Origin of the sequence: Agrobacterium sp. NPDC058088 (genome assembly GCF_042885035.1) — a bacterium.
Classification (GTDB): domain Bacteria; phylum Pseudomonadota; class Alphaproteobacteria; order Rhizobiales; family Rhizobiaceae; genus Agrobacterium.
Genome location: NZ_JBHVSU010000009.1, coordinates 46,365 through 71,278, shown reverse-complemented (window position 1 = coordinate 71,278; position 24,914 = coordinate 46,365). Strand labels below are relative to the sequence as shown.

26 protein-coding genes are annotated in these 24,914 nt (G+C 58.3%); 11 read left to right on the top strand and 15 right to left on the bottom strand.

Features of this window, described 5'->3' with window-relative positions:
* Positions 1–4 precede the first annotated feature (4 nt).
* Positions 5–493 (top strand): TerB family tellurite resistance protein, encoded by a 489-nt coding sequence (locus ACFVTJ_RS20390; protein ID WP_386910424.1) that lies wholly within the window; start codon positions 5–7, stop codon positions 491–493.
* Entirely contained in the window at positions 483–1,214 is a 732-nt protein-coding gene (locus ACFVTJ_RS20385; RefSeq protein ID WP_386910423.1) for a glutamine amidotransferase, read from the top strand. The genes ACFVTJ_RS20390 and ACFVTJ_RS20385 overlap by 11 nt, the downstream gene beginning before the upstream one ends.
* A gap of 78 nt (positions 1,215–1,292) precedes the next feature.
* Here the strand turns inward: ACFVTJ_RS20385 and ACFVTJ_RS20380 are convergent, their stop codons facing one another.
* A complete protein-coding gene (locus tag ACFVTJ_RS20380) occupies positions 1,293–2,525 on the bottom strand; it encodes an MFS transporter (protein ID WP_386910422.1) in 1,233 nt (410 codons plus the stop codon).
* Positions 2,526–2,662: 137 nt separating this feature from the next.
* On the opposite strand from ACFVTJ_RS20380, the gene ACFVTJ_RS20375 reads away from it, so the two are divergent.
* Complete coding sequence (locus ACFVTJ_RS20375; RefSeq protein WP_386910421.1) at positions 2,663–2,953, top strand: YggT family protein; 291 nt, start codon at positions 2,663–2,665, stop codon at positions 2,951–2,953.
* Positions 2,950–3,261 carry a DUF167 domain-containing protein gene (locus ACFVTJ_RS20370; RefSeq protein ID WP_386910420.1) on the top strand — a complete coding sequence of 104 codons (312 nt, stop codon included), beginning with the start codon at positions 2,950–2,952 and terminating at the stop codon, positions 3,259–3,261. Before ACFVTJ_RS20375 ends, ACFVTJ_RS20370 begins: the two co-directional genes overlap by 4 nt.
* Positions 3,262–3,265: 4 nt before the next feature.
* On the opposite strand, the gene ppa is transcribed toward ACFVTJ_RS20370, so the two are convergent.
* The 4 genes from ppa to ACFVTJ_RS20350 all read right to left on the bottom strand — a co-directional run bounded on the left by ppa (position 3,266) and on the right by ACFVTJ_RS20350 (position 8,711).
* A complete protein-coding gene (ppa, locus tag ACFVTJ_RS20365; RefSeq protein WP_386910419.1) occupies positions 3,266–3,799 on the bottom strand; it encodes an inorganic diphosphatase in 534 nt (177 codons plus the stop codon).
* A gap of 159 nt (positions 3,800–3,958) precedes the next feature.
* Positions 3,959–4,465: a GNAT family N-acetyltransferase gene (locus tag ACFVTJ_RS20360; protein WP_386910418.1), complete on the bottom strand. Its 507-nt coding sequence runs from the start codon at positions 4,463–4,465 to the stop codon at positions 3,959–3,961.
* Between the two features lie 215 nt (positions 4,466–4,680).
* Positions 4,681–6,501 carry a translational GTPase TypA gene (gene typA, locus ACFVTJ_RS20355; protein WP_386910417.1) on the bottom strand — a complete coding sequence of 607 codons (1,821 nt, stop codon included), beginning with the start codon at positions 6,499–6,501 and terminating at the stop codon, positions 4,681–4,683.
* Positions 6,502–6,650: 149 nt separating this feature from the next.
* Positions 6,651–8,711 (bottom strand): M3 family metallopeptidase, encoded by a 2,061-nt coding sequence (locus ACFVTJ_RS20350; protein ID WP_386910416.1) that lies wholly within the window; start codon positions 8,709–8,711, stop codon positions 6,651–6,653.
* 247 nt (positions 8,712–8,958) lie between these two features.
* On the opposite strand from ACFVTJ_RS20350, the gene ACFVTJ_RS20345 reads away from it, so the two are divergent.
* Both ACFVTJ_RS20345 and ACFVTJ_RS20340 read left to right on the top strand, forming a co-directional pair.
* Positions 8,959–9,417, top strand: a complete 459-nt coding sequence (locus ACFVTJ_RS20345; protein ID WP_386910415.1) for a MarR family winged helix-turn-helix transcriptional regulator — start codon at positions 8,959–8,961, stop codon at positions 9,415–9,417.
* A gap of 23 nt (positions 9,418–9,440) precedes the next feature.
* The gene (locus ACFVTJ_RS20340; protein WP_386910414.1) at positions 9,441–10,619 is read left to right on the top strand and encodes a multidrug effflux MFS transporter; all 1,179 of its coding nucleotides are present in this window, start codon (positions 9,441–9,443) and stop codon (positions 10,617–10,619) included.
* A 53-nt stretch (positions 10,620–10,672) separates the two neighbouring features.
* Here the strand turns inward: ACFVTJ_RS20340 and ACFVTJ_RS20335 are convergent, their stop codons facing one another.
* On the bottom strand, positions 10,673–11,896 hold the full coding sequence (locus ACFVTJ_RS20335; protein WP_209086860.1) for an argininosuccinate synthase: 1,224 nt from the start codon (positions 11,894–11,896) through the stop codon (positions 10,673–10,675).
* Positions 11,897–12,208: 312 nt separating this feature from the next.
* On the opposite strand from ACFVTJ_RS20335, the gene ACFVTJ_RS20330 reads away from it, so the two are divergent.
* Both ACFVTJ_RS20330 and ACFVTJ_RS20325 read left to right on the top strand, forming a co-directional pair.
* Positions 12,209–13,063, top strand: a complete 855-nt coding sequence (locus tag ACFVTJ_RS20330; RefSeq protein ID WP_386910413.1) for an SDR family NAD(P)-dependent oxidoreductase — start codon at positions 12,209–12,211, stop codon at positions 13,061–13,063.
* 151 nt (positions 13,064–13,214) lie between these two features.
* Positions 13,215–13,862, top strand: a complete 648-nt coding sequence (locus tag ACFVTJ_RS20325; RefSeq protein ID WP_386910412.1) for a LysE family translocator — start codon at positions 13,215–13,217, stop codon at positions 13,860–13,862.
* A gap of 42 nt (positions 13,863–13,904) precedes the next feature.
* On the opposite strand, the gene ACFVTJ_RS20320 is transcribed toward ACFVTJ_RS20325, so the two are convergent.
* The 7 genes from ACFVTJ_RS20320 to ACFVTJ_RS20290 all read right to left on the bottom strand — a co-directional run bounded on the left by ACFVTJ_RS20320 (position 13,905) and on the right by ACFVTJ_RS20290 (position 19,724).
* Positions 13,905–14,699, bottom strand: coding sequence for an ABC transporter ATP-binding protein (locus tag ACFVTJ_RS20320; RefSeq protein WP_386910411.1), 795 nt, complete (start codon positions 14,697–14,699; stop codon positions 13,905–13,907).
* A complete protein-coding gene (locus ACFVTJ_RS20315) occupies positions 14,696–15,577 on the bottom strand; it encodes an ABC transporter permease (protein WP_386910410.1) in 882 nt (293 codons plus the stop codon). Before ACFVTJ_RS20315 ends, ACFVTJ_RS20320 begins: the two co-directional genes overlap by 4 nt.
* A 107-nt stretch (positions 15,578–15,684) precedes the next feature.
* Positions 15,685–16,638 (bottom strand): ABC transporter substrate-binding protein, encoded by a 954-nt coding sequence (locus ACFVTJ_RS20310; protein WP_386910409.1) that lies wholly within the window; start codon positions 16,636–16,638, stop codon positions 15,685–15,687.
* Positions 16,639–16,746: 108 nt separating this feature from the next.
* Positions 16,747–17,985 (bottom strand): 23S rRNA (adenine(2503)-C(2))-methyltransferase RlmN, encoded by a 1,239-nt coding sequence (gene rlmN, locus ACFVTJ_RS20305; protein WP_386910408.1) that lies wholly within the window; start codon positions 17,983–17,985, stop codon positions 16,747–16,749.
* A gap of 200 nt (positions 17,986–18,185) precedes the next feature.
* Positions 18,186–18,689 carry an invasion associated locus B family protein gene (locus tag ACFVTJ_RS20300; protein ID WP_269346877.1) on the bottom strand — a complete coding sequence of 168 codons (504 nt, stop codon included), beginning with the start codon at positions 18,687–18,689 and terminating at the stop codon, positions 18,186–18,188.
* Positions 18,690–18,986: 297 nt separating this feature from the next.
* Complete coding sequence (locus ACFVTJ_RS20295; protein ID WP_386910407.1) at positions 18,987–19,367, bottom strand: YkvA family protein; 381 nt, start codon at positions 19,365–19,367, stop codon at positions 18,987–18,989.
* A gap of 51 nt (positions 19,368–19,418) precedes the next feature.
* On the bottom strand, positions 19,419–19,724 hold the full coding sequence (locus tag ACFVTJ_RS20290) for a 4a-hydroxytetrahydrobiopterin dehydratase (RefSeq protein ID WP_386910406.1): 306 nt from the start codon (positions 19,722–19,724) through the stop codon (positions 19,419–19,421).
* Positions 19,725–19,781: 57 nt separating this feature from the next.
* On the opposite strand from ACFVTJ_RS20290, the gene ACFVTJ_RS20285 reads away from it, so the two are divergent.
* A complete protein-coding gene (locus ACFVTJ_RS20285; protein WP_386910405.1) occupies positions 19,782–20,261 on the top strand; it encodes a low molecular weight protein-tyrosine-phosphatase in 480 nt (159 codons plus the stop codon).
* On the opposite strand, the gene thpR is transcribed toward ACFVTJ_RS20285, so the two are convergent.
* On the bottom strand, positions 20,195–20,788 hold the full coding sequence (gene thpR / locus ACFVTJ_RS20280) for an RNA 2',3'-cyclic phosphodiesterase (protein WP_386910404.1): 594 nt from the start codon (positions 20,786–20,788) through the stop codon (positions 20,195–20,197). The genes ACFVTJ_RS20285 and thpR overlap by 67 nt on opposite strands.
* Positions 20,789–20,856: 68 nt before the next feature.
* On the bottom strand, positions 20,857–21,507 hold the full coding sequence (locus ACFVTJ_RS20275) for an arylesterase (RefSeq protein ID WP_386910403.1): 651 nt from the start codon (positions 21,505–21,507) through the stop codon (positions 20,857–20,859).
* Between the two features lie 90 nt (positions 21,508–21,597).
* Here ACFVTJ_RS20275 and ACFVTJ_RS20270 point away from each other — a divergent pair, with 90 nt between their 5' ends.
* Together ACFVTJ_RS20270 and ACFVTJ_RS20265 are read left to right on the top strand one after the other, a co-directional pair.
* Complete coding sequence (locus tag ACFVTJ_RS20270; protein ID WP_386910402.1) at positions 21,598–22,308, top strand: ABC transporter ATP-binding protein; 711 nt, start codon at positions 21,598–21,600, stop codon at positions 22,306–22,308.
* Positions 22,305–24,866 (top strand): ABC transporter permease, encoded by a 2,562-nt coding sequence (locus ACFVTJ_RS20265; protein WP_386910401.1) that lies wholly within the window; start codon positions 22,305–22,307, stop codon positions 24,864–24,866. The genes ACFVTJ_RS20270 and ACFVTJ_RS20265 overlap by 4 nt, the downstream gene beginning before the upstream one ends.
* Positions 24,867–24,914 lie beyond the last annotated feature (48 nt).

Here is a 24,914-nt window from a genome sequence, read left to right as displayed (position 1 = left end):
ATCGATGTTCCAGCAAATACAGTCTTTTATTCAGAACCTCGTCGGCCCGCATGCGGGGGATTTCAGCCCAGACGATCTGAGGGTGGCGGTGGCAGCCCTCTGTTTCCAGGTGATGGAAGCGGATGGCACCGTCTCGAAAAGCGAGCGTGACCGCCTTCGCGAAATTCTGCACGAATATTACCATCTCGACGGCGGCAAACTCGATGCCCTTCTTGCCGCCGGCCAGGAGGCCGGCAAGGAGGCCGTCGATTATTACCGCTTCACCGCCGATATTCGCCGCCATCTCGACGAAGATCAGCGCGTAGAGCTTATTGGAATATTATGGGATATTGTTTACGCTGACGGCGAACGAAGCGAAATGGAAGATCATGTGATCTGGCGGGTAGCCGATCTGCTTGGTGTTTCCGTTCGCGACAGGGTTCTGCAACGTCAGCAGGCCGCCACGAGGTCCGGGCCCGCTGAAGAAAGCGAAAACGAAGACGATGCTGTTTGACCCCTCCAGGCAACAGAGAGAACAACCTTCGCTGCTTATCGTCCTGCATCAGGAGCGTTCTACGCCCGGTCGCGTCGGCCAGATACTGGTTGAGAAGGGATATCGCCTGGACATAAGGCGGCCTGCGCTCGGCGATGACCTGCCGACAACGCTGGAGAAACATGCGGGCGCCATCATCTTCGGCGGCCCGATGAGCGCGAATGACCCGCATGATTATGTCAAAGCCGAAATCGACTGGCTGAGGGTGCCGCTGAAGGAAAACAAGCCTTTCCTCGGCATCTGTCTCGGCGCTCAGATGCTGTCCAAACATCTGGGCGGCAAGGTGGAGGCCGACAGGGACGGCAAGGTTGAAATCGGCTGGTATCCGCTTCACGCCACCGAACACGGGCGGCTCTTGATGCCGCACTGGCCGAAGATGGTCTATCATTTCCACAGGGAAGGGTTCGAATTGCCGCGCGGAGCCGAACTTTTGGCTTCTGGCGAGACCTATCCTAACCAGGCCTATCGTTACGGCAAAAATGCCTGGGGTCTGCAGTTCCACGCAGAACTCACGCGCGCCATGATGCATAGCTGGGTGGTGCGCGGCGCGCAGCGTTTCGGCATGCCAAATGCGCAGGTGGGCAGCCAGCATCTGGAAGGCCGCATGCTGTTCGACACACCGCTCAGGGCATGGCTCGGCAATTTTCTCGATCTGGTCTTTGAAGGCAAGGCGCAGCGCTAGAGCATTTCCAGTAAAAGTGCGTAGCGGTTTTACGGTCGGAAAATGCGTAAAAACAAAACGATCTAAGACCCATCACCATCAGTGCGGCGCATCCAGATTGTCGATCTTGCGCAGCTTGGAAAAACCGAGCGCCCAGATTACCGCCACCGCAAGTGTACCCGCCCCGCCGAGGACGACTGCTGGCACCGCTCCGACAACGTGGGCCATGGTGCCGGCACGAAACTCACCCAGCTCGTTTGATGCGCCGACAAAGACCATGTTAACCGCGTTCACACGCCCGCGCACCTCGTCCGGTGTCCAGAGCGCAATCAGGGTCTCGCGCACATAAACCGACACCATGTCCGATGCACCCATGACAACCAGCGCGGCGATGGACAGCCACGCGGTTTGCGAAAGCCCGAAGACGACGGTGGAAACGCCGAAGAGGCCGACGCCGACAAACATCAACAAACCGGCATGATGCCGGATGGGCTTGAACGCCAGAATGACCGCAACGGTGATGGCCCCGATACCAGGCGCGGCACGCAGAAGCCCAAGGCCCCATGGACCGAGCGTCAACACCTCCTTGGCAAAGATCGGCATCAGCGCCACGGCGCCGCCCAGCAGCACAGCAAAAAGATCGAGCGAGATCGCGCCAAGAACTATCTTTTCCTGCGAGATGAATTTGAACCCGGCCAGCATGGTTTCGAGGCTGATGGCTTTTGCCGGCCCGCGTTGTTCCGGCTTGCGGATTGCGACTGCAAGTGCTGCAGATACGATGAAAAGCACCAACGCCACACTATAGGCGACGGCGGCCCCGACGCCATAAAGCAGACCACCGGCGACGGGCCCAAGAATCGATGCCATCTGCCAGGAAGACGAATTCCAGGCAATGGCGTTCGGCAAATCCTCGACCGGCACAAGATTGGGCGCCAGCGACTGAACCGCCGGCCCCATGAAGGCCCGCTCTATGCCGAAGACGACGAGAATGGCAAAGACCGGCCAGGGCGAAAAGCTGTGCATCAGCGTGAGGCAAAGAAGCGCCGCGGCACAGAGCGCCGCGATCAGCAGGCATATGGCCGTAATGCGCCGACGATTATGCCGGTCGGCGACCGTTCCCGTGACGAGGATCAGAAGCAGCGACGGCAGAAACTGGAAAAGACCGATCAGGCCGAGATAAAAGGCGTTGCCTGTCACCTCATACATCTGCCAGCCGACGGAAACACTGACGATCTGGATGGCGAAGGCCGAGAAAAACCGGGCGCTAAAAAAACGGCGATAGGAACTATGCCGGAATGCGCCAAAGCGGTTATCGGCGGAAGGGAGGGACATCGGCTGGGTGCTCGCGAGACAATAGGAGAGCTTTGCAATAGAGCGATATCACAAGAATCGCCAGCCCTATGGGCGCAACACTTGCCGGTTCACCAGCGAATGTCTAAATGTCTTGCAACCAAGATACGGAGATATTGATGCTTGCCCTGTTTCAGACCATCGATCTGGCTTTGAACCTCTATACGTGGGTGCTGATCGCCAGCGCTATTTTTTCCTGGCTGTACGCCTTCAACGTCATCAATTCCCGCAACCAGTTCGTGAACGCCATCGGCAGCTTTCTGGTTAATGTTACGGAACCCGCCCTGCGCCCGATCCGCCGTATCTTGCCCAATCTCGGCGGCATCGACATCTCGCCGATCATCCTGCTGCTCATCATCTTCTTCATCCGCTCCTTCATGTGGAACACGCTTTACCCGATGACCATTTGAGCGGCTCCTGGCGAAAACACGATGATCATGTCCGCCTGTCGGTTCGCCTCACGCCGAACGGCGGGCGGGATGAGATCGACGGCGTGGAGCAAGATGCCGACGGAAACGCGCATCTGAAAGCCCGCGTCAGCGCCGTGCCGGAAGACGGCAAGGCGAACAAGGCCCTGATTGTTTTGCTGGCAAAAAAACTCAGGCTGCCCAAATCTTCCATCACCTTCATTTCAGGCGAAACAGCGCGTAAAAAAATCCTCCGGATCGATACCGAACCGGAGGATTTCGAAAAGCTTTTTAAAAAGCTGACGGATTAGCCTATCAGCCCTGCGTTTTGTAGCGCTCGATGGCCTCTACGATCAGCTTCTTGGCGACGTCGACATCCTGCCAGCCGCCCATCTTCACCCACTTGCCGGGCTCCAGATCCTTGTAGTGCTCGAAGAAGTGCTCGATCTGCTTCAGCGTGATTTCCGGCAGGTCGGTGTAGTTGTTGACCTTGTCGTAACGGCGCGTCAGCTTCGGAGCCGGAACAGCGAGGATCTTCTCATCCTTGCCGCCGTCATCTTCCATGATCATCACGCCGATGGGGCGGACATTGATCACGCAGCCGGGAACGAGCGGACGGGTGTTGCAGATGAGAACGTCGATCGGGTCACCATCGTCAGAGAGCGTGTGCGGGACGAAGCCATAGTTACCCGGATAGGTCATCGGCGTGTAAAGGAAGCGATCGACGATCAGCGCACCGGCATCCTTGTCCATCTCGTACTTGATCGGATGGCCACCGACCGGCACTTCAACGATGACATTCACGTCATCCGGCGGGTTCTTGCCTATGGAAATTGCATCGATACGCATTCGCTTCCCTCAATTCATCGGGTTGGATTTGGTTTTCGATACTGGGAAAGTCGCCGCATTGCAACACGGCTTTAAGCGGATAAGGCAGAATGAGCGATTTGGCTCCGTAGCGACCACGGATCACCCGCCGAGAAATCAAACCGGCTCGAAATTCCCCCGTCAGTTCCAGACGAAACCAACCTTGCGCAGCGACTTGCCGTCGAAATCTTCCATGCCTTCGGCAATATCGCGTCCGCCATGCGAACGGAAGAACCGATTGGCGACATCGCTATCTTCCAAGCACCAGACGACAATGCCATTGCAGCCGAGCGAAGTCAGCAGCCGGCGGGCCTCGGTGAACAGGAGCGAGCCAAGCCCGATACCCTGGTATTCTGGCCGAAGATAGAGTTCGTATATCTCGCCATCATGCGGCAAGCCGCGCGCACGGCTGAGGCCCAGCGTCGCATATCCGGCAACCACACCGGCCACTTCCACCACCAGCATGGTTGCGGAACCCTTGGTCGCCTTCTTCCACCAGATTTCGCCACGACGCTCCAGCATCTGCGTCAACGGCCGATGCGGGATAAGCCCGGCATAGGCCTGTTGCCACGACAGACGGTGCGCTTCGGAGATAGCGCGCGCATCATGCGGCTCAGCACGGCGAACATCGATGGATAACGTTTTCATAACGCGATTCTGGCCCCGGCCAAGGAAACTTACCAGTCATAAAGGTTAACGCCGGCGAGCTTACCCACAGCCTATTCATGTGGACGACCAGGAAAAATTAACGCATCCTTAACCTTTCGCACAAGCACCTTTCGACTCATGCACACATAAAAACAAATGCATAAAAAAACCCGGCTCAAGGCCGGGTTTTCAGATTCTTGGCGAGTGACTGCAAATCAGATTGCGAGCTTGGCCTTTTCAAAACGCTTGCGGTCGTTTGCATCAAGGAACATCTTGCGCAAACGGATCGACTTCGGCGTCACTTCCATCAACTCGTCGTCCTGGATCCAGGAAAGAGCGCGGTCGAGCGTCATGCGGATCGGCGGTGTCAGCTTGACGGCCTCATCCTTGCCAGCGGCGCGAATGTTGGTCAGCTGCTTGCCCTTGAGCACGTTCACTTCGAGATCGTTATCGCGAGAGTGAATGCCGATGATCATGCCGGCGTAAACCTTTTCACCTGGCTCGATGATCATCGGGCCGCGATCTTCCAGGTTGAACATGGCGTAAGCGACAGCTTCGCCTGAACCGTTGGACAGCAGAACGCCGTTAACGCGACCGGCAATCTGGCCCTTGAAGGGTTGATAGTCGTGGAACAGGCGGTTCATGATCGCCGTGCCGCGCGTGTCGGTCAACAGTTCCGACTGGTAACCGATCAGGCCACGGGTCGGAGCGTAAAACTTCAGACGAACGCGATTGCCGCCGGAAGGACGGAGCTCGGCCATTTCAGCCTTGCGCTCGGACATCTTCTGAACGACGACGCCGGAATGCTCTTCGTCAACGTCGATCACGACTTCTTCGATCGGCTCCAGGAGGGTGCCGTTCTCATCCTTGTGCATCACGACGCGCGGACGCGAAACGGCAAGTTCGAAGCCTTCGCGACGCATGGTCTCGATCAGAACCGCCAGCTGCAATTCGCCACGGCCGGACACGAAGAACGAATCCTTGCCTTCAGCCTCTTCAATTTTCAGCGCGACGTTGCCTTCGGCTTCCTTGAACAGACGGTCGCGGATAACACGGCTCGTCACCTTATCGCCTTCGGTGCCGGCAAGCGGGCTGTCATTGACGATGAACGACATGGTAACGGTCGGTGGGTCGATCGGCTGCGCGGTCATCGCTTCGGTCACGGACGGATCGCAGAAGGTGTCGGCAACGGTGCCCTTGGAAAGGCCGGCGATGGCGACGATGTCACCGGCATGAGCTTCTTCGATGGACGTGCGCTCGATACCGCGGAATGCGAGGATCTTGGAGATACGACCCGTTTCGATCAGCTTGCCGTCCTGACCCAGAACCTTCACAGCCTGGTTCGGCTTGATGGAACCAGAAGCGATACGGCCGGTAATGATGCGGCCGAGGAAGGGGTTGGCTTCGAGGATCGTGCCGATCAGACGGAACGGACCTTCTTCAACCTTGGGCTCCGGAACATGCTCAAGAACCAGATCGAGCAGCGGTGCAAGACCCTGATCCTTCGGACCTTCCGGATTGACGTTCATCCAGCCGTCACGGCCGGAACCGTAGAGGATCGGGAAGTCGAGCTGCTCGTCGGTCGCATCGAGGTTTGCAAAGAGGTCGAAAACTTCGTTGATGACTTCTTCATGGCGGCCATCCGGACGGTCGATCTTGTTGATCGCAACGATCGGGCGAAGACCAACCTTCAGCGCCTTGGAGACCACGAACTTGGTCTGCGGCATCGGGCCTTCCGAGCTGTCGACCAGAACGATCGCGCCATCCACCATCGACAGGATACGCTCGACTTCACCGCCAAAGTCGGCGTGGCCGGGGGTGTCGACGATGTTGATGCGAACACCCTTCCACTCCACCGAAGTCGCCTTGGCGAGAATGGTGATGCCACGTTCCTTTTCGAGGTCGTTGCTGTCCATCACGCGCTCTGCAACGCGCTGGTTATCGCGGAACGAGCCGGACTGCTTCAGAAGCTCGTCCACGAGCGTCGTTTTTCCATGGTCAACGTGCGCGATGATCGCGATGTTGCGAAGTGCCATTGTTCAAAATCTCTGAGGTTGGGCGCTATAATGGTGAGAAGCGCCAATTTAGTTTGGCGCGCTCATAACCTTTTTTTTGCAAATGCGAAAGGGGGCTCATGTCATAAGCCCCCTGCGCTGAGGTTCTAGCTGAGAATTATGACAGTCTCTTATAGGAGACCGCGCTTCGAAAGCATCGCATCCGGGCTGGGCATCTTGCCGCGGAAGGCGAGATAGGCCTCCTCCGGATCGATCGAACCACCGACGGAATAGATGTTGTCCTTCAGCCGGCGCGCCATCTCGCCATCAAAGGCATTGCCTGTTTCCTCAAAGGCAGCAAAGGCATCGGCGTCAAGAACTTCCGACCACATGTAGGAGTAATAGCCCGCGGAGTAGCCATCACCCGAAAACACATGCTGGAAATGCGGCGTCGCGTGCCGCATGACGATGGATTTTGGCATGTTGAGGCCAGACAGCACCTCACCCTGAACCACCATCGGATCGGCGACGCTGTCACGGGTGTGGAACGCCATGTCGACGATCGCTGAGGAGGTGAATTCCACCGTGCTGAAACCGGCATTAAAGGTCTGAGCCGCCAGAACCTTGTCCAAGAGCGCCTTCGGCATCGGCGCACCAGTCTCATAGTGCAGCGCGTATTTTTCCAGAATTTCCGGAACCGTCAGCCAATGTTCGTAAAGCTGCGACGGCAATTCCACGAAATCGCGCGAAACACCCGTTCCCGATACCGAGGGGTAAGTGACGTCGGACAACATGCCATGCAAGGCGTGGCCGAATTCATGAAATAACGTGCGCGCATCATCAAGCGAAAGCAGCGCCGGTTTTCCCTCTGCCGGTTTCGCAAAATTACAGACATTGTAGATGATCGGGATTTCACCCACCGTACCGTTCTTCAAAGGCAGCTTGTGCTGCGACTGGAAGGAGCTCATCCACGCGCCGGATCGCTTCGAAGGGCGGGCGAAATAATCGCCGAGGAACATGGCCTTGAGATCACCCTTGTCATCGCGGATTTCGAAAATCCGAACGTCCGGATGATAGCCCGCAACGCCCTTCACTTCGACGGCACGAATTCCAAACAGCCGCTCTGCCACATCGAAGCAAGCTTCGATGATCTTCTCCAGCTGTAGATAGGGCTTCAATTCCGCCTCGGAGAAATTGAATTTCTGGGCGCGGAGCTTTTCGGCATAGTGCCGCCAGTCCCACGGCAGTACCTCGTGGTTCTTGCCTTCCGCTGCGATGATGGCGGCAAGTTCAGCCTCTTCCTCTCCTGCCCGTTGAACAGCCTTTTCCCAAACCTGTCCGAGAAGACCGTTCACTGCGTCCGGCGTCTTCGCCATCGTGTCATCGAGCTTATAGGCAGCGAAATTAGCATAACCGAGAAGTTTTGCCTTCTCCTCGCGCAGTTCGAGCGTGCGGCGGACGATCTCGCGATTGTCGGTCTCGCCACCGTTCTCGCCCCGCGCCGCCCAGGCCTTGAATGCCTGTTCGCGCAGGTCGCGCCGTTCGGAAAAGGTCAGGAAGGGCTCGATGATCGAGCGGGAAAGGGTAACGGCGAATTTGCCGTCCTCCCCGTGCTCGCGGGCTGCCCCCGCCATTGCGTCGCGCAGGAAGCCGGGGATGCCCGCAAGCTCTTCATCCGTGGAAAGCAAAAGCTTCCAGCTCTTCTCATCCGCCAGCACGTTCTGGCCGAATTTCGCGCCGAGACCGGCAAGCTCCTCATTGATGGCCGCCAATCGCTCCTGCCGCTCTTTCGGCAATTTCGCACCTGAGCGGACAAAACCTTTCCAGTGGCGTTCGAGAACCCGTTTTTCTTCGCCTGTCAGCCCAAGCGCCTCGCGCTTTTCCCACAGCGTGTCGATGCGCTTGAACAGCGCTTCGTTCATGCCGATCTTCGAATAATGCCGCGACATCTTTGGCGCGATTTCCCGCTCGAGTGCCTGGATCACCCCATTGGTGTTGGCGCCGGCTTTGTTCCAGAACAGCGACGAGATGCGCGAGAGCTCGTCACCTGCAATTTCGAGAGCGGTCACCGTGTTCTCGAAGCTCGGCGCCTCCGTATTTCCCGCAATCGCATCGATTTCCTGTTCATGGGATAGAAGCGCGGCATCGAAAGCGGGCGCAAAATCCTCATCCTTGACCGCATCGAATTTCGGCAGGCCATTATGGCCGTTCCAGTCAACCAGCGCGGGATAAAGGGCGGTCTTCAATGGCATTTCATCTTCCTTGTGCGATTCCGATTAAAATCCATATGGGCATGCCTCTAGCGTCAATTCAATATGCTAAGCTGAGGTCGAAAAATGCAGACGCTTTCTCCTGTAATGCGAGGCAATTATCAGCCCCAACGCCGACCGCCCTGCTCTGGCGGCTGACGTATAGTTGAGCCGATTTTCGAGAATATCGGTCGCGTAGCATTGATTATCGCCCGGAATTTAGTAAGGCTGACTTACGAAAAGGCGAAGCATGAGCACGAAACGCGAAAAAGATTCACTGGCATTTCTGTTGAACAGCGGCGCCCGCCTGCTGAACAATGCTTTTGAGCGCCGAATTTCTGAAGCGGGCCTCGGCCTGACCCCCGGCGAAGCACGCGCATTGCTGACGGTTGCCGTCGTTGATGGCAGCAAGCAATCTGATATTGCCGCCCGTCTGGGCATTGAGCCCATGACGATCTGCGCCTATCTCGACAAGCTGCAATCCCTCGACCTGATCGAGCGCCAGCAGGACCCGCAAGACAGGCGCTCCAAACGCATCGTACTGACAAAAAACTCCACCGACATGCTGGAAGCCGTGCGTCAGGAAATCGATGAACTGGTCCGTCACGCCACGCGTGGCTTGAACGAGGACGAAGTTGCGCTTTTCCGCAGCTTCCTGCAGACGCTTCGCGATAATCTCCAGCCGGACCAGCCGGGCCAGAGCTGCTGACCGCAATGATGCCAGGACCGATCATGTCGACAAAACGCACGGCCATTCTCGGCGCGTTGCTGACGGCGCTGGCACCGATTTCGATGTCGATCTACACCCCGGCCATGCCAGAACTCACACGAGTCTTTGCCACCAACGAAGCCGCGATCAAGCTCAGCCTTTCGCTTTATTTTGCCGGTTTTGCCGTGGCGCAATTGCTTTCCGGCCCGGCCTCGGACGCTTTTGGCAGAAAACAGGCAAGTCTCGTCTTCCTGTCGATCTTTCTGGGCGGCGGATTGCTGGCGGTCTTTGCCCCGACGATAGAGGTCCTACTCCTCGCCCGGCTCATTCAGGGCATCGGCGCCTCTGTCGGCATGACGGTGGCGCGCGCCATTGTCCGTGACCAGTTCACCGGCGCAGACGCCTCCAGCATCATGAACCTCATCGGCATCATGCTGGCCGTCGGCCCTGCCATGGGGCCGACGATCGGCGGGCTTTCGCTTGCGGCCTTTGGCTGGAAATCGGTGTTTTTCCTCATGGCCGGTCTCGGCGCCATTGCCATCTTGTCCGTCGTGATTTTTCTGCGCGAAACAACGGTCCCGGACAAAAGCCTCATTCGCCCCCGTCGCCTCCTGTCGGCCTACGGCACCTTGCTGACCGAACCACGCTTTCTTCTGGCCGCCCTCGTGCTCGGCGGCTCCATCGGCGCGCTTTACGCGCAGGCCACCATGCTGACCTTCATTCTCATCAACACGGTTGGCATGACACCCACCGCATTCGGTATCGGCATGCTGATGCAGACCGGCGCCTACTTCTTCGGCTCCATCGCCCTGCGCTATATCGCACCGCGATTGGGTGATCGCCGTTCGGTCATGCTCGGTCTCTGTTTTTCGGGAACAGGCGGTCTGCTTATCCTGCTGTCGGTCTTCTTCATACCGCCGTCCTTCCTCTCGATCATGGGGCCTGTGGCAGTCGCAACGGTCGGTATCGCCTTGCTGACACCCTCGATGGTAACGGCGGCGCTTGCGCCTTTCCCGCATATCGCCGGCTCGGCGTCGGCGATGATGGGCTTCATCCAGATGGGATCAGGTTTTGCGGGCGGTGCTGCCGCCGCGCTCATAGGTTCGCCTTTGACCGGTTTCGGCATCATCATTCCGGTGATGGAATTCACCGCCGTCGCCAGCTACATCGGCTTCCGCATCGTCTCCAGACGGGAGACATAAAAAAACCCGCTGACGTCACCGCCTGCGGGTTTCATTATCTCAGATCAGCAAAATTACTTGCTGAGGTTACGCTTTGCGAGCGTGCGCAGACGCAGGGCGTTAAGCTTGATGAAGCCTGCTGCATCCTTCTGGTCGTAAGCGCCATGGTCGTCTTCGAAGGTCACCAGCGCGTCGGAATAGAGCGACTTGGCGCTCTCGCGGCCGGTTACCATGACGTTGCCCTTGTAGAGCTTCAGCGTCACTTCACCTTCGACATGCTCCTGGCTCTTGTCGATCAGCGCCTGCAGCATTTCGCGCTCCGGCGAGAACCAGAAGCCGTAATAGATGAGCTCGGCGTAACGCGGCATCAACTCGTCCTTGAGATGCGCTGCACCCCGGTCGAGCGTGATGGATTCGATGGCACGGTGTGCGGCAAGCAGAATGGTGCCGCCGGGCGTTTCATATACGCCGCGCGACTTCATGCCGACGAACCGGTTCTCAACCAGATCGAGACGGCCGATGCCGTTTTCGCGGCCGTAATTGTTAAGCGTGGCAAGAAGCGTCGCGGGCGACATTTCGACGCCATTGATGGAGCAGGCGTCACCCTTGCGGAAACCGACCTTGATGACAGTTGCCTTGTCAGGCGCAGCTTCCGGAGAAATGGTGCGCATATGCACGTATTCCGGGGCTTCCACCGCCGGATCTTCCAGAACTTTGCCCTCGGACGAGGAGTGCAACAGGTTGGCGTCCACGGAGAATGGCGCTTCGCCCTTCTTGTCCTTGGCAACGGGAATCTGATGCTGTTCGGCAAAGTTCAGGAGGTCTGTACGGCTCTTGAACGTCCAGTCGCGCCAGGGGGCGATGATCTTGATGTCGGGATTCAGAGCATAGGCCGATAGCTCGAAACGAACCTGGTCGTTGCCCTTGCCGGTGGCGCCATGGGCGATGGCATCAGCGCCGGTCTTCTTGGCGATCTCGATCAGGTGTTTGGAAATCAGCGGACGGGCAATCGACGTGCCGAGCAGATAGACGCCTTCGTAAACGGCGTTGGCGCGGAACATCGGGAACACGAAATCACGCACGAATTCTTCGCGGACGTCCTCGATGAAGATTTCCTTGATGCCCAGCATCTCGGCCTTCTTGCGCGCCGGCTCAAGCTCTTCGCCCTGGCCGAGATCGGCGGTGAAGGTCACGACTTCAGCGCCGAGTTCGGTCTGAAGCCATTTCAGGATGATCGAGGTGTCGAGGCCGCCGGAATAGGCGAGAACGACTTTCTTAACGTCTTTCGGAAGTGCCATAATGATGTCCATCTGCATGATGACGGCATGGTGACACCGCCATTTCCTTGGGATTTCGGCACTTTTACAGTGCAACCCGAAATGTGTGAAGCGCTTTTCCGTGAGATAAGCGACAAAACAATTGATGGGCGGATTTCACGGGTGATGAACGAGTGCACCGATGGGAACGAAGCAATTGTCACATGCATTTAGAAATTTCGCGCTTTATCATAAAGCGGCGCGATCAACTTGAAGACCGTGAATGAAGCCACTCAGGTTCAGGCAACGTTGCAAACCGCTGGAAACAGCAGAAACGACGCGAAGGAGAAACCTATGACGACCATCCACCCCGCATTCAAGGAAGATAATGTCGCTGTCATAACAGGTGCGGCATCCGGCATCGGACTTGCCGCCGCCCGCAAATTCGCCGGTCTCGGCATGAGCGTTGTGCTCGTCGATCTCGATGGGGAAAAGCTTGCCGCTGCCCATGCGGATATTCTGACCGTCGCCAAGGACGGCGAAGCGCAGATCGTCGCCATCCCGACCGACGTCTCGAAACTCGATGAGCTGGAGGCGCTGGAACGCGCCGTCATCCAGCGTTTCGGGCGCGTGCACGTCCTCATGAACAATGCCGGCATCCAGCCCGGCAGCGCCATCTTCGGGCCGCAGGCCAATTGGGACAAGATCATCGGCGTCAATCTGATGGGCGTCGTGAACGGCAGCCGCGTCTTCGGCCAGGGTATGATTGCCCATGGCGAGCCAGCGCTCATCATAAATACAGGCTCAAAACAAGGCATCACCACGCCGCCGGGTGACCCGGCCTACAATGTCTCGAAGGCCGGCGTCAAAACCTTCACTGAAGCGCTTCAGCACGAGTTGCGCAATGTGCCTAACAGCGCGGTTTCCGCCCACCTGCTGATCCCCGGTTTTGTCTTCACTGGCCTCACCGCCCATGGCAGAACGGAAAAGCCTGAAGGCGCCTGGACCGGCGAACAGACCGTGGATTTCATGGTCGAAAGCATTGGCCGTGGTGATTTCTACATTCTCTGCCCCGACGGCGAAGTGGACCGTCCCACGGACGAAAAGCGCATACTCTGGGCCGCCCAGGACATCGTCCAAAATCGTCCGCCGCTGTCGCGCTGGCACACGGAATATTCCACCGCCTTTACAAGCTTCCTCAAAAACTGATCTGCGAGGCCGCCGCACATTAAAAGTTGCGGCGGCCAATAACGCTTTGTCGGCCCTCGCTTTGGCGCCAGCGTCCTGCGCACGCAAAAGCATTGGCAGAAACGCGAAATCGCGTTAAGCAACGGCAGTCTCCAGATTTACGGGTGCCGCGATGGATTTCGTTCCGAGCCTGCCAACACTTGCCGCCTTCACCGTCGCCATTCTGCTTCTGGCGGTCACGCCCGGGCCTGACATGACCTTGTGGATCAGCCGGTCGATACGCGAAGGCCGGGCTGCGGGTTTTATGACGCTTGTTGGAACCAATCTTGGCATCACCGTGCACACGATGCTGGTTGCCTTCGGCGTCGCCGCCCTCATCGTCGCATCGCCTACGGCTTTTCTGATCCTGAAGACCGGTGGGGCTGCCTATCTGGTCTGGCTGGCCATTCAGGCGATCCGCAAGGGCTCGGATTTCGTGATGGTCAAGACGACAAACGAAAAACAGCAATCCTCGCTGAAATCTGCCTTGCTGAACGGCATCTGGGTCAATCTGCTCAATCCGAAGGTCATCATCTTTTTCATGACGTTCCTGCCGCAATTCGTCAGCGCCTCCGATCCGCATGTCACCGGCAAGCTGATTTTCCTCGGGCTCTGGTCCATCATCGTGGCGCTGCCGATCGGTATCGGCATCGTTGTCGCCGCCGATGTCCTGTCCGCCTGGCTGCAACGCAACCGCAAGGTTCTGCGTGGGCTGGATTATACGATCGCCGGTGTCTTTTCGCTTTTCGCCGTCAAGATTTTTCTGACGCAGACGCGATAAGGGACAAAAAAAGGCGCCCGCTGGCGCCTTTTGCATCATTCATCAGCCGATCAATAGCTCGTCGTCATCAAGCGTCTGGCCGCGTATCTTGCGGAACATGTCGATGAGATCTTCGACCTGAAGACCCTTGCGGCTTTCGCCGGACACGTCGAGCACGATTTCACCGGCATGCAGCATGATCGTGCGGGTGCCGTAGTCCAGCGCCTGACGCATGGAGTGAGTGACCATAAGGGTTGTGAGCTTGCGCTCCTCCACCACCTTGCGGGTCAGCTCCATCACAAATTCCGCCATGCCCGGATCGAGCGCTGCCGTATGTTCATCCAGGAGCAGCACGTCCGAGCCCGACAGCGTCGCCATGACAAGTGACACCGCCTGCCTCTGCCCACCGGAAAGAAGGTCCATGCGGTCCTTCAAGCGGTTTTCAAGGCCGAGATTAAGGGAAGCAATGCGTTCTTTAAAGAAGTCCCGCCTGCCGCGTCCAAGCGCTGACGACAACCCGCGACGCTCTCCACGAGACGCCGCAAGCGCCAGGTTCTCCTCAATGGTGAGCGCACCGCAGCTGCCCGCGAGCGGGTCCTGAAACACGCGTGCCACCCGTCCCGCGCGGCTTGCGGTCGGCTTACGGGTGACATCGGCACCGCCGATCGTCACCTTACCCGCCGTCGGCAGAACATCGCCAGCCAAAACGCCGAGCAAAGTGGATTTGCCGGCACCGTTGGAGCCGATGACGGTGACGAATGAACCATCCTCGATGGTCAGATCGATCTTGGCCAGCGCCTGCTTCTGCAGCGGTGTACCGCGCCCGAAGACGACCTGGATATCGGAAAGCGAAATCACGATGTGGCTCCCCCGCGGCGCAGTCGCGGCAGGATCAATGCGATGGCCACCAATACCGCCGTTACGAAATTGAGATCGGATGCCTTGAGACCCAGCACATCGCTCGAAAGAGCGAGCTGAATGGCAAGACGATAGGCAATAGAACCGAAGACACAGCCGATGAGCGCGATCAGAATACCGCGCGCGCCGAAAAGCGTTTCGCCAATGATGACGGCCGCAAGCCCGACGACGATGGTGCCGACGCCGGCAGTCACATCCGCAAAACCATTCGTCTGGGCAAACAAAGCGCCACCAAGAGCGACCAGCGCATTTGAAAGCGCCATGCCAAGATAGATCTGGTTACCGGTCTTCACGCCCTGCGCCCGCGCCATCCGCGCATTGGCACCCGTGGCGCGCATGGCCAGGCCCGCATCGCTCTCCAGAAAACGCCAGACGAGAATGACGGCGATCAGTACCAGCGCACCAACGAAGAGCGGCCGCACCAGATATTCCGAAAGGCCCAGGCCGTAAAACGGCGAGATCATCGTGTCCTGATTGAGCAGCGCCACATTGGGCTTTCCCATAACCCGAAGATTGACGGAAAACAGCGCGATCATCGTCAGGATCGAGGCAAGCAGGTTCAGAATCTTGAAACGAACATTGAGGGTAGCGGTCACGATGCCAGCGACAGCGCCAGCACCCATGGCAATCGCTGTCGCGACCCAGGCATTCAGACCGGCGATGATCAGCACGGCAGCAACGGCGGCGCCAAGCGGAAACGAACCGTCCACGGTCAGGTCAGGAAAATCAAGCACGCGGAAAGCGAGATAGACGCCGATCGCCACGAAAGCGAAGACCAGTCCCAGCTCCACGGCACCCCAGAAGGCGATTTGGCTCACGGTAATGTCCTTGTTATTGCCGCCATGAGGCGGAGACGGGCACCGTCTCGTGCCACGTAAAACGGGCGGCGAATTTGCCGCCGCCCGTCATTCAGTCTGGTTTCGGTTCAGTCGATGACCTTGGTGGCGCGCTTGGTGACGCTCTCAGGGAAGGTGATGCCCACTTTTTCAGCGGCCTTCTTGTTGATCACCAGATCGGTGCCGACAGCAACGGTGGCCGGGATGTCGCCTGGCTTTTCACCCTTGAGGATGCGGACAACAACGGCGCCGGTCTGCTTGCCAACGTCGAAATAGTTAAAGCCGAGGGCGGCAACAGCGCCGCGGGCGACGGAATCCGTATCAGCGGCATAGAGCGGGATCTTGGCTTCGGCCGCAACACCGGCTGCGGCTTCGAAAGCGGAAACAATTGTGTTGTCGGTGGGAACGTAGATAACGTCAGCCTTGCCGACCAGCGCGCGTGTCGCGCCCTGAACTTCAGCGGACTTGGTCGCGACCGATTCGACGATCTTCAGGCCGGCCTTTTCAGCCTCTGCCTTCAGAAGGGCAAGCGTCGAAGCGGAGTTGGCTTCGGCCGAATTGTAGATGAAACCGATGGACTTGGCGTTCGGCGAGATTTCCTTGATGAGCGCCAGATGCTCGGCAACCGGCAGCATGTCGGAAAGGCCGGTCACGTTACGGCCGGGCTTTTCCATGCTCTTGATGAGCTGTGCGCCGACAGGATCGGAAACCGCCGTGAAGACAACAGGGATATCGCGCGTCGCGGCAACAACAGCCTGGGCGGAGGGCGTAGAGATCGGCACGATAACAGCAGGAGCGTCGCCCACGAACTGGCGCGCGATCTGCGCTGCGGTGCCAGGGTTGCCCTGCGCGGACTCGTAGAGGAACTTGAGGTTGTCGCCTTCCTTGTAACCGGCCTCGGCAAGGGCTGCCTTGACGCCATCACGGGCAGCATCAAGAGCCGGATGTTCGACAATGGCGGTAACGGCAACGGTGACGGTTTCAGCCTTTGCCGGCAGAGCGAGTGCGGTCGCTGCGGCAAGAGCCAGGATAAGTGCGCGCATGGGTGTCCTCCAGTTGGTTTCTTATTGCCGCTTTCTTAAAAACAAGACCGGCCGAAATCAATCGAAGAACAGCGCAAAAGCCAGCTTTCTGGCGCAGTTGTGACTTATTCAGTCATCCGCGCCGTGGTTGGCGATCATCATGGCCTCGAAAGCCAGCCTCTCCGTCTTGCGCATACGCTCCGATTCCGACTTCAGCTGGCCACAGGCGGCGAGGATGTCGCGACCGCGTGGTGTACGGATCGGCGAAGCGTAACCCGCCTGATTGATGAAGTCGGCGAATTTTTCGATCTGCGCCCAGTCGGAGCACTGGTAATTCGTGCCCGGCCACGGATTAAATGGAATGAGGTTGATCTTTGCCGGAACGCCCTTCAGCAACTGCACCAGCATCTTGGCGTCTTCCAGGCTGTCGTTGACGTCCTTCAGCATCACATATTCAAAAGTGATGCGGCGGGCATTGGAAAGACCCGGATAGTTGCGGCAGGCTTCGATCAGCTCTTTCAGCGGATATTTCTTGTTGATCGGTACCAGCATATCGCGCAGCTCGTCGCGCACCGCATGCAGCGAAATCGCCAGCATTACGCCGATCTCGTCACCTGTGCGGAAGATTTCCGGCACGACGCCCGAGGTAGACAGCGTCACACGGCGCTTGGAAAGCGACAGGCCGTCACCATCGGTCGCGATCAAAAGCGCGGTCTTCACATGCTCAAAATTATAGAGCGGCTCGCCCATGCCCATCATGACGATGTTGGAAACCTTGCGGCCTTCGCTCGGCACATAGGCACCAACCGGCGTCGAACCGTCAGGGAAATCGCCAAGCCGATCACGGGCCAGCAGCAGCTGGGAAAGAATTTCCTCCGCCGTCAGGTTGCGCACCAGGCGTTGCGTGCCGGTGTGGCAGAAGGAGCAGGTTAGCGAACAGCCGACCTGGCTCGATATGCACAGAGTGCCGCGTCCCTCCTCGGGAATATAGACCGTTTCGATCTCGACGGGACGTCCTGCGCCCCTTGGCGGAAAACGCATCAGCCATTTACGGGTGCCGTCATTGGATATCTGCTCCTCGACGATTTCCGGACGGGCGATGGTGAAGGCCGCCTTCAGCTTCTCGCGAAGCTCCTTGGCGACATTGGTCATATTATCGAAATCCGAGACGCCGCGCACATAAAGCCAGTTCCACAACTGGCTGACGCGCATCTTCACCTGCTTCTGCGGTACGCCGATTTCGGCCAGCGCCTCGCCCATTTCCTCACGCGTCAGGCCGATCAGCGACGGCTTACCGGACATGAGATCGCTATTGGCGATCAGCGGGGTCTTGATTGCCATGCCGGCAGAAGCTTCCATTACGGACATCACGTTATCCCATCGTTCCATGCATCGCACGACCGGCCTGTCAGAGAGGCGGAAAATCGTCTGCATGTCGAGAAAATCAAAGGCGGAGCACGTTTCGCGCTCCCGCCTGTCAATGTTGCCGCGCCTTTAGCATCAAACTGGTAAAAACGCAAATGGCCGGTCGAGGACCGGCCATTGTCAAATGCGATCAAGTATCGAAATTACTTGCAGCTCTCGATCTGCTTGAGAGCAGCCGAAATACCCGAGAGCGAATAGGAATAGGATGTGCCGGTCCCGCGACCGGACGTCGCCTTCACGGTCATCGACTTTCCGCTCTTCATCGCCGCGACGAGGGCGGGCTCTTCAGCGGCGTTTTCAACCCACGCGGCCTTGTCCTTGGTAAACATGACGAAGTTCTTGTTGTCGATCGTCACATTGACCTTGGAGCCCTGCTTCAGCGGATAACCCACCATCGCCTGCGGCTCATAGGAGATATTCTGGCCAGGGCGCTGCGAGACGATGAAGAAGATATCGCCATGGTCGACGCTTGCCGGCTCCTTGGAGGTCGGGATGGAAAGAACGTAGCAGACGGTGCTGTTGCCCGATTTGTACGAATAGGCACCCCAGGCATTGAACTGCTGGATGCGCGTGGGCGACTGTGCAGATGCTACGCCGACGCTGGTCAGCAAAATGGCCGCTGCGGTTGCTACACTTCTTACAAACATAGAATTTCCTGCCGGGTTATTGTCTTCCATTGGCCCGAAGCAGCGGCGGGCTCCATTTTCTGGATCGGCCACGTTCAGGTGCGGATCGTCTTTTCTCATTGTGTTCGGGAAGCGGTTACCAAACCGTCAACAACATGCATAAAAAGCCTGAAACGTCTTGCAGTGTTACAGATTGGCGACTCCCGACGCCCTGAGGAAAAGGGCGCGAAACACCCTTCCCCCGCGTGTATGACACATAAATTCAGGCAAGAATTTGTCACGCCTCTGGCAGCGCCGATGCAGAGCATCACAGAGGTGTTACTCGGCCTCCTGCTGCCTCTTCAACATGGCATCAGCCGCATCGTAATGCTCCATCTTGATATGGGCACGGATCATCGCAAGCGCGGCAGTAATGACCGCAATATCATCGGTAAATCCGACGACTGCGAGCATGTCTGGTACGGCGTCAAAGGGCATGATGAAATAGGCAAGTGCAGCCAGGATGATGCCCTTGGCGCGCAGCGGCGTGTCGCGATCGATTGCGCAATAGTAAGCAGCGGCCGCATCGCGGGCAAACGGCACTTTCGCCATGACACGTTTCAGCTTCGGCCAGAACTTGGCTCGAACAACTTCTTCGCGCGCACGCTGCTTGTCGGTTTCACCCGGCAGAAGAATTTCACCGATTTTCACATCATCCATGATCGACGGTCCTCCGGTCACGGCTATTATATGGGTTTGAAAGACAGCCGTTCAATTCCCCCGGCCAGCCGCCGCTTTCTGCATCGCCTCGGCCAGAATAAAATCCCGCTCGGTCACCCCTTGCGAGTCATGCGTTGTAAGACAGACCTTCACGCGCGAATAGACATTCGACCATTCAGGATGATGGTTGAGCTTTTCTGCGGCCAACGCCGCCTCGGTCATGAACCCAAAGGCTTCCGCAAAACTTGCGAATTTGAAAGCACGGACGATCGCCGCACCGTCTTCCCGCAAGGACCAGCCTTCCAGCTTTGAGAGCCTCTGTTCTATGGCGTCCGGCTCGAGTCTCGGATATTTCATGAACTAACCTCCAATTCACACTCATAACGCTTGAACGCCCGGATCGACGCACACGCCATGAAACATACAGCTATTCTTTTTGTCTGCATGGGCAATATTTGCCGCTCACCGCTTGCCGAAGGCGTTCTAAGGAAACTTTGTGACGAGGCGGCCGTGTCGGACAGGTTCACGATCGATTCCGCCGGCACCGGTGGCTGGCACGCGGGTGACGCGCCTGATAGCCGATCTATTGCCATCGCGCGCAAGCATGGCATTGATATTTCGAGACAACGGGCAAGGCAGGTCACCCGTGCGGATCTCGAAGCCTTCGACCTTATCCTCGCCATGGACGAAGACAATCTGGCCAACCTGCGTCAATCAAGCCCGGAAAACCAGCGGCACAAAATCCATCTCTTAATGGACTATGCCACGGGCCGCCGGGAAAACGTCCCCGATCCCTATTATGGGGCCGAGGACGGGTTCCTTGATGTCTACAACATGCTCTTGGCGGGATGCAGATCGTTGCTCGAAAAGATGGAGCTGGACCGGGCCTCGTGAAGCGGGAAAGCCTCTTCAACGATATAAGGGCCACCGCCCACCGATTCCTTCGACGACATCAGCACGAAACGACCGACCGTAAAGGGCGAGGTACGGAAGTTTCCGCGTCCGGAAAGATAATGCACCACATCATCCACACGTGAGGAGCGCAGCCGCGCCAACGTGACATGCGGCATGAATTTGCGGGGATCGGGCGGGAGGCCAATCCTCTGGCAAATTCTCTCGACCTCCGCCTGCAACGCATGCATTTCCGGTGAGGGCGAAACCCCCGCCCAGATGGAATGCGGCTTCTTGGAACCGAAAGACCCCATACCGGTGAGGTTGAGCTGGAATTCCGGCCTTTCGATCCGATCCAGCCTGTCCACGACCTCATCGGCGGTGCGACCGTCGATATCGCCGATAAAACGCAGGGTTATGTGATAATTCTCCACATCAATCCACCGGGCTCCCGGCAGACCACCGCGCAACAATGAAAGGCTCATAGCCGCATTGCGCGGAATTTCGAGGGCGGTAAACAGTCTCGGCATGGCGAGCTCCCCGAATCTCTAGGCAGAACAAGCATAGCGAATCACGCAATGCACACTGGCGCAAGTGCTTATTTTTTTTGCGCACCGATTGTCTTGATGAAGCTTTCAACAGCCGGCAAAGATTTCTCCACCATCATTGCCACCCCCTTGGTATTGGGGTGCATCTTGTCCTCAAGCTTCAGCGTGTCATCCGTCACGACGCCATCCAGAAAGAAGGGATAAATCGGCAGGTTGTATTTTTCAGCTAACCTTGGAAAGATCGGGTTGAACCGCTTGGCGTAATCTTCACCCATGTTCGGCGGCGCCATAATGCCGACCAGCAGCACAGCTATGTTACGCTTCTGGAAACCGGAAATAATGGCATCAAGGTTCTTTTCCGTCTGTTCAGGGGCAATACCACGCAGGGCATCATTGGCGCCGAGCTCCAGAATGACCCCATCTGATCCATCGGGAACGGACCACTCCGCCCGTGCCAGCCCGCCGGAAGATGTGTCACCGGAGACACCGGCATTGGTAACGACGACGTCGATACCTTTTGCCTTTAATGCAGCTTCAAGCTGTGCCGTGTAGCCGTCAGTAGAGGGAAGCTGATACCCGGCCATCAGGCTGTCGCCGAAGCCGACCAATTGCAATGTCCGTTCCTGTGCCGTCGCCGAAGCAACCGAAAATGCACCCACGAGAATGACGATGAAGTGAAACAGGGCAGCTTTAAATCTCATCACGGCTTTCCTAACTTGGTTCACATTGTCTGAAACACCGACCGCACTGACCGCCAGACCTCTTCATCACCCTATATAGGAACGAGAATTGTGACGAAAAGCATCATAGAGCTGAAGAAGGCCGACCTCACCCTCGGTAACGCCGCCGCCTCCGTTCACGTTCTCAAGAACATCGATCTTTCCATCGGCGAAGGCGAGGCGGTTGGTATCGTCGGCCCTTCCGGCTCGGGAAAATCGACGCTGCTGATGGTGCTTGCAGGGCTGGAGCGGCTCGACAGCGGCGAAATCGTCATAGCGGATACGGACCTGCACAAGCTCGGCGAAGATGCGCTTGCGGATTTTCGCGGCCGCAATATCGGCATCGTCTTCCAGTCCTTCCACCTCATCGCCAATATGACGGCGCTGGAGAATGTGGCTGTTCCGCTGGAATTGGCCAACGCCCCCAATCCCTTCGAGATCGCCAAACGCGAACTCATCGCCGTCGGTCTCGGCGAACGTCTCAACCACTATCCCGGCCAGCTTTCCGGCGGCGAGCAACAGCGTGTCGCCATCGCCCGTGCGCTTGCCCCCTCCCCAGCCGTGCTGATCGCCGACGAACCGACAGGCAATCTCGATACCGATACGGGCAAACAGATTGCCGATCTTCTGTTTGCCAAGCAGGCCGAACGCGGCATGACCATGGTGCTCGTCACCCATGATCCTTCGCTCGCCGCCCGCTGCTCGCGGCAGATCAAGGTACGCTCCGGCGAGATCGAGGGCGACAGCGCCCGCCCCCAGGTGGCGCGGGCGGTACCGGCATGATTGGATCCCTTCTTCCGTCCGTCGCCAATATCAGAAACGCCGCAAGGCTCGCGCGCCGCGAAATTCGCGGGGGCCTGCGCGGCTTTTACATTTTCCTCGCCTGTATTGCGTTGGGGACCGGAGCCATCGCCGCCGTCAATTCCGTGTCACGCGCGGTCACCAGCGCCATTGCCACCGAAGGCCAGTCGATCCTCGCCGGAGACGTCCGTTTTGAACTGCGTAACAGGGAGGCAACGGCAGAAGAACGGTCCTATCTCGACGGCCTCGGCACCGTCGCGGTTTCCACCGGTCTGCGATCCATGGCCCGTCTTGCCGATGGCTCCGAACAGACCCTGACGGAAGTAAAAGCCATTGACGGCGCCTATCCGCTCTATGGCACCTTTGTCGCCGACCCCAACCGGCCGCTGGGCGAACTTCTGGCTGTCAACGGCGATACCTATGGCGCCGTCGCCGCGCCGCTTCTGCTGGAACGGCTTGGCATCAAGGTCGGTGATGAAATTCTGCTCGGAAATACGAAACTGAAACTGACCGGCACGGTCGTCGATGAACCGGACGCCCTGTCCGATGGTTTCGGTTTCGCTCCCAGGCTGATGGTAAGCCGCGACGCCCTCTTTGCTTCGGGCCTCATCCAGACCGGCAGCCTCGTCGAACACGCCTACAAAATCAAGCTGAACGACCCGCCGGCACGGTCAACCATGACCGACGCGGCCAACAAGGCTTTTCCCGACGCTGGCTGGTCCATCCGCACCAGCGACCGGGCAGCACCCTCGCTGACCGATAACGTCAACCGTTTCTCGCAATTCCTGACGCTGGTGGGTTTGACTGCCCTCATCGTCGGCGGTGTCGGCGTCGCTAACGCCGTGCGCGCCTTTCTCGATTCCAAGCGCACCACGATCGCGTCGCTGAAATGCCTGGGCGCACCGGCCTCCGTGGTCACCATGACTTATCTCTTCCAGATCGCCTTCATTGCCGCCGTCGGTATCGTGATCGGCCTTGTGGTGGGCGCTATCGCCCCGCTGATCGCCATGCGGTTTCTGGAAGGTGTATTGCCGGTGCCGGAAGGGCTTGCCTTTTATCCCGGTGCACTCGGTCTTGCCGCCCTTTTCGGCCTGTTGACGACCCTCGCATTCGCCATCGTACCACTCGGTCAGGCGCGTGAGGTTCCGGCAACGGCGCTCTTCCGCGAACAGGGTTTCGAGGAGGGCCGTTGGCCATCCTGGCCTTATCTCGCCGCAACCGGCCTGCTTCTGGCAGCGCTGGCTGCACTCGCCATCTTTTCGGCGGAAGACCGTTTCATTGCCTCGGTGTTCCTTGCGGCGATCGCTTTTGCCTTCGTGGTGTTGCGGCTGGTGGCCTCAGGTGTCAAGGCCATAGCCAAACGCAGCCCGCGCGTTCATTCGGCCGCCCTTCGGCTGGCGATCGGCAATATTCACCGCCCCGGTGCGCTCACCCCCTCGGTCGTTCTGTCCCTTGGCCTCGGCCTCACCCTGCTTGTGACGCTGACGTTGATCGACGGCAATCTGCGCCGCGAACTGACGGACAGCCTGCCGGAAAAGGCACCGAACTTCTTCTTCGTGGATATTCAAGGTAGTGAAGTTCAAAACTTCCGCGACCTCCTGAAGCGGGAAGCACCCGAGGGAACCCTGACCGAAGTGCCCATGCTACGCGGCCGTATCATGGCGCTGAACGGCACGGACGTGACGAAAATGGAGGTGCCGCCGGGGGGACGTTGGCTGCTGCGCGGCGACCGCGGCATAACCTATTCGGAGAACCGGCCCGAAAACGCGACGCTGACGGAAGGAACATGGTGGGAGCCGGATTATAACGGCGAACCGCTGGTCTCGTTCGCGGCGAAAGAGGCGGGAGATCTGGGTCTGAAGATCGGTGATAAGGTCACCGTCAACGTGCTCGGCCGCAGCATCACGGCCAAGATCGCCAATCTGCGCAATGTCGAGTGGGAATCCCTTTCGATCAATTTCGTCATGGTGTTTTCGCCCAATACCTTCCGCGGCGCACCGCATGCCTGGCTTGCGACCCTTGCCGACCCTTCCGCAACCGCCAGCGACGAGGGCCGCATATTGCGCGCCGTCACCAACACCTTCCCGACGATAACCAGCGTGCGGGTTAAGGATGCGCTTGACGTCGTCAATAGGCTTGTCGGCCAGCTCGCCACCGCCATTCGCGCTGCCGCAGCCGTGGCGCTCATTGCATCCGTTCTAGTGCTTGCCGGCGCACTTGCCGCTGGCAACCGCGCCCGCACCCATGACGCGGTCATCCTCAAAACGCTGGGCGGTACACGAAACCTGCTCATCCGCGCCTTCTCCTATGAATATATGATGCTCGGTCTCGCCACGGCCGTCTTCGCGCTTTTTGCCGGCGGCGTTTCCGCATGGTTCGTGATCGCGCGGATCATGAAGCTGCCGTCCAGCTTCCTACCTGATGTGGCGATCGGAACGCTTGTCATAGCCCTCGTCATGACCGTTGGCATCGGCCTCATCGGTACGTGGCGGATCCTCGGGCAGAAGGCGGCGCCGGTTCTGCGGCAGGCGGGGGAATGATCATCGGTTGTGCGCCGCTTAACTTTAACGATTAATTCTTCGTAATGA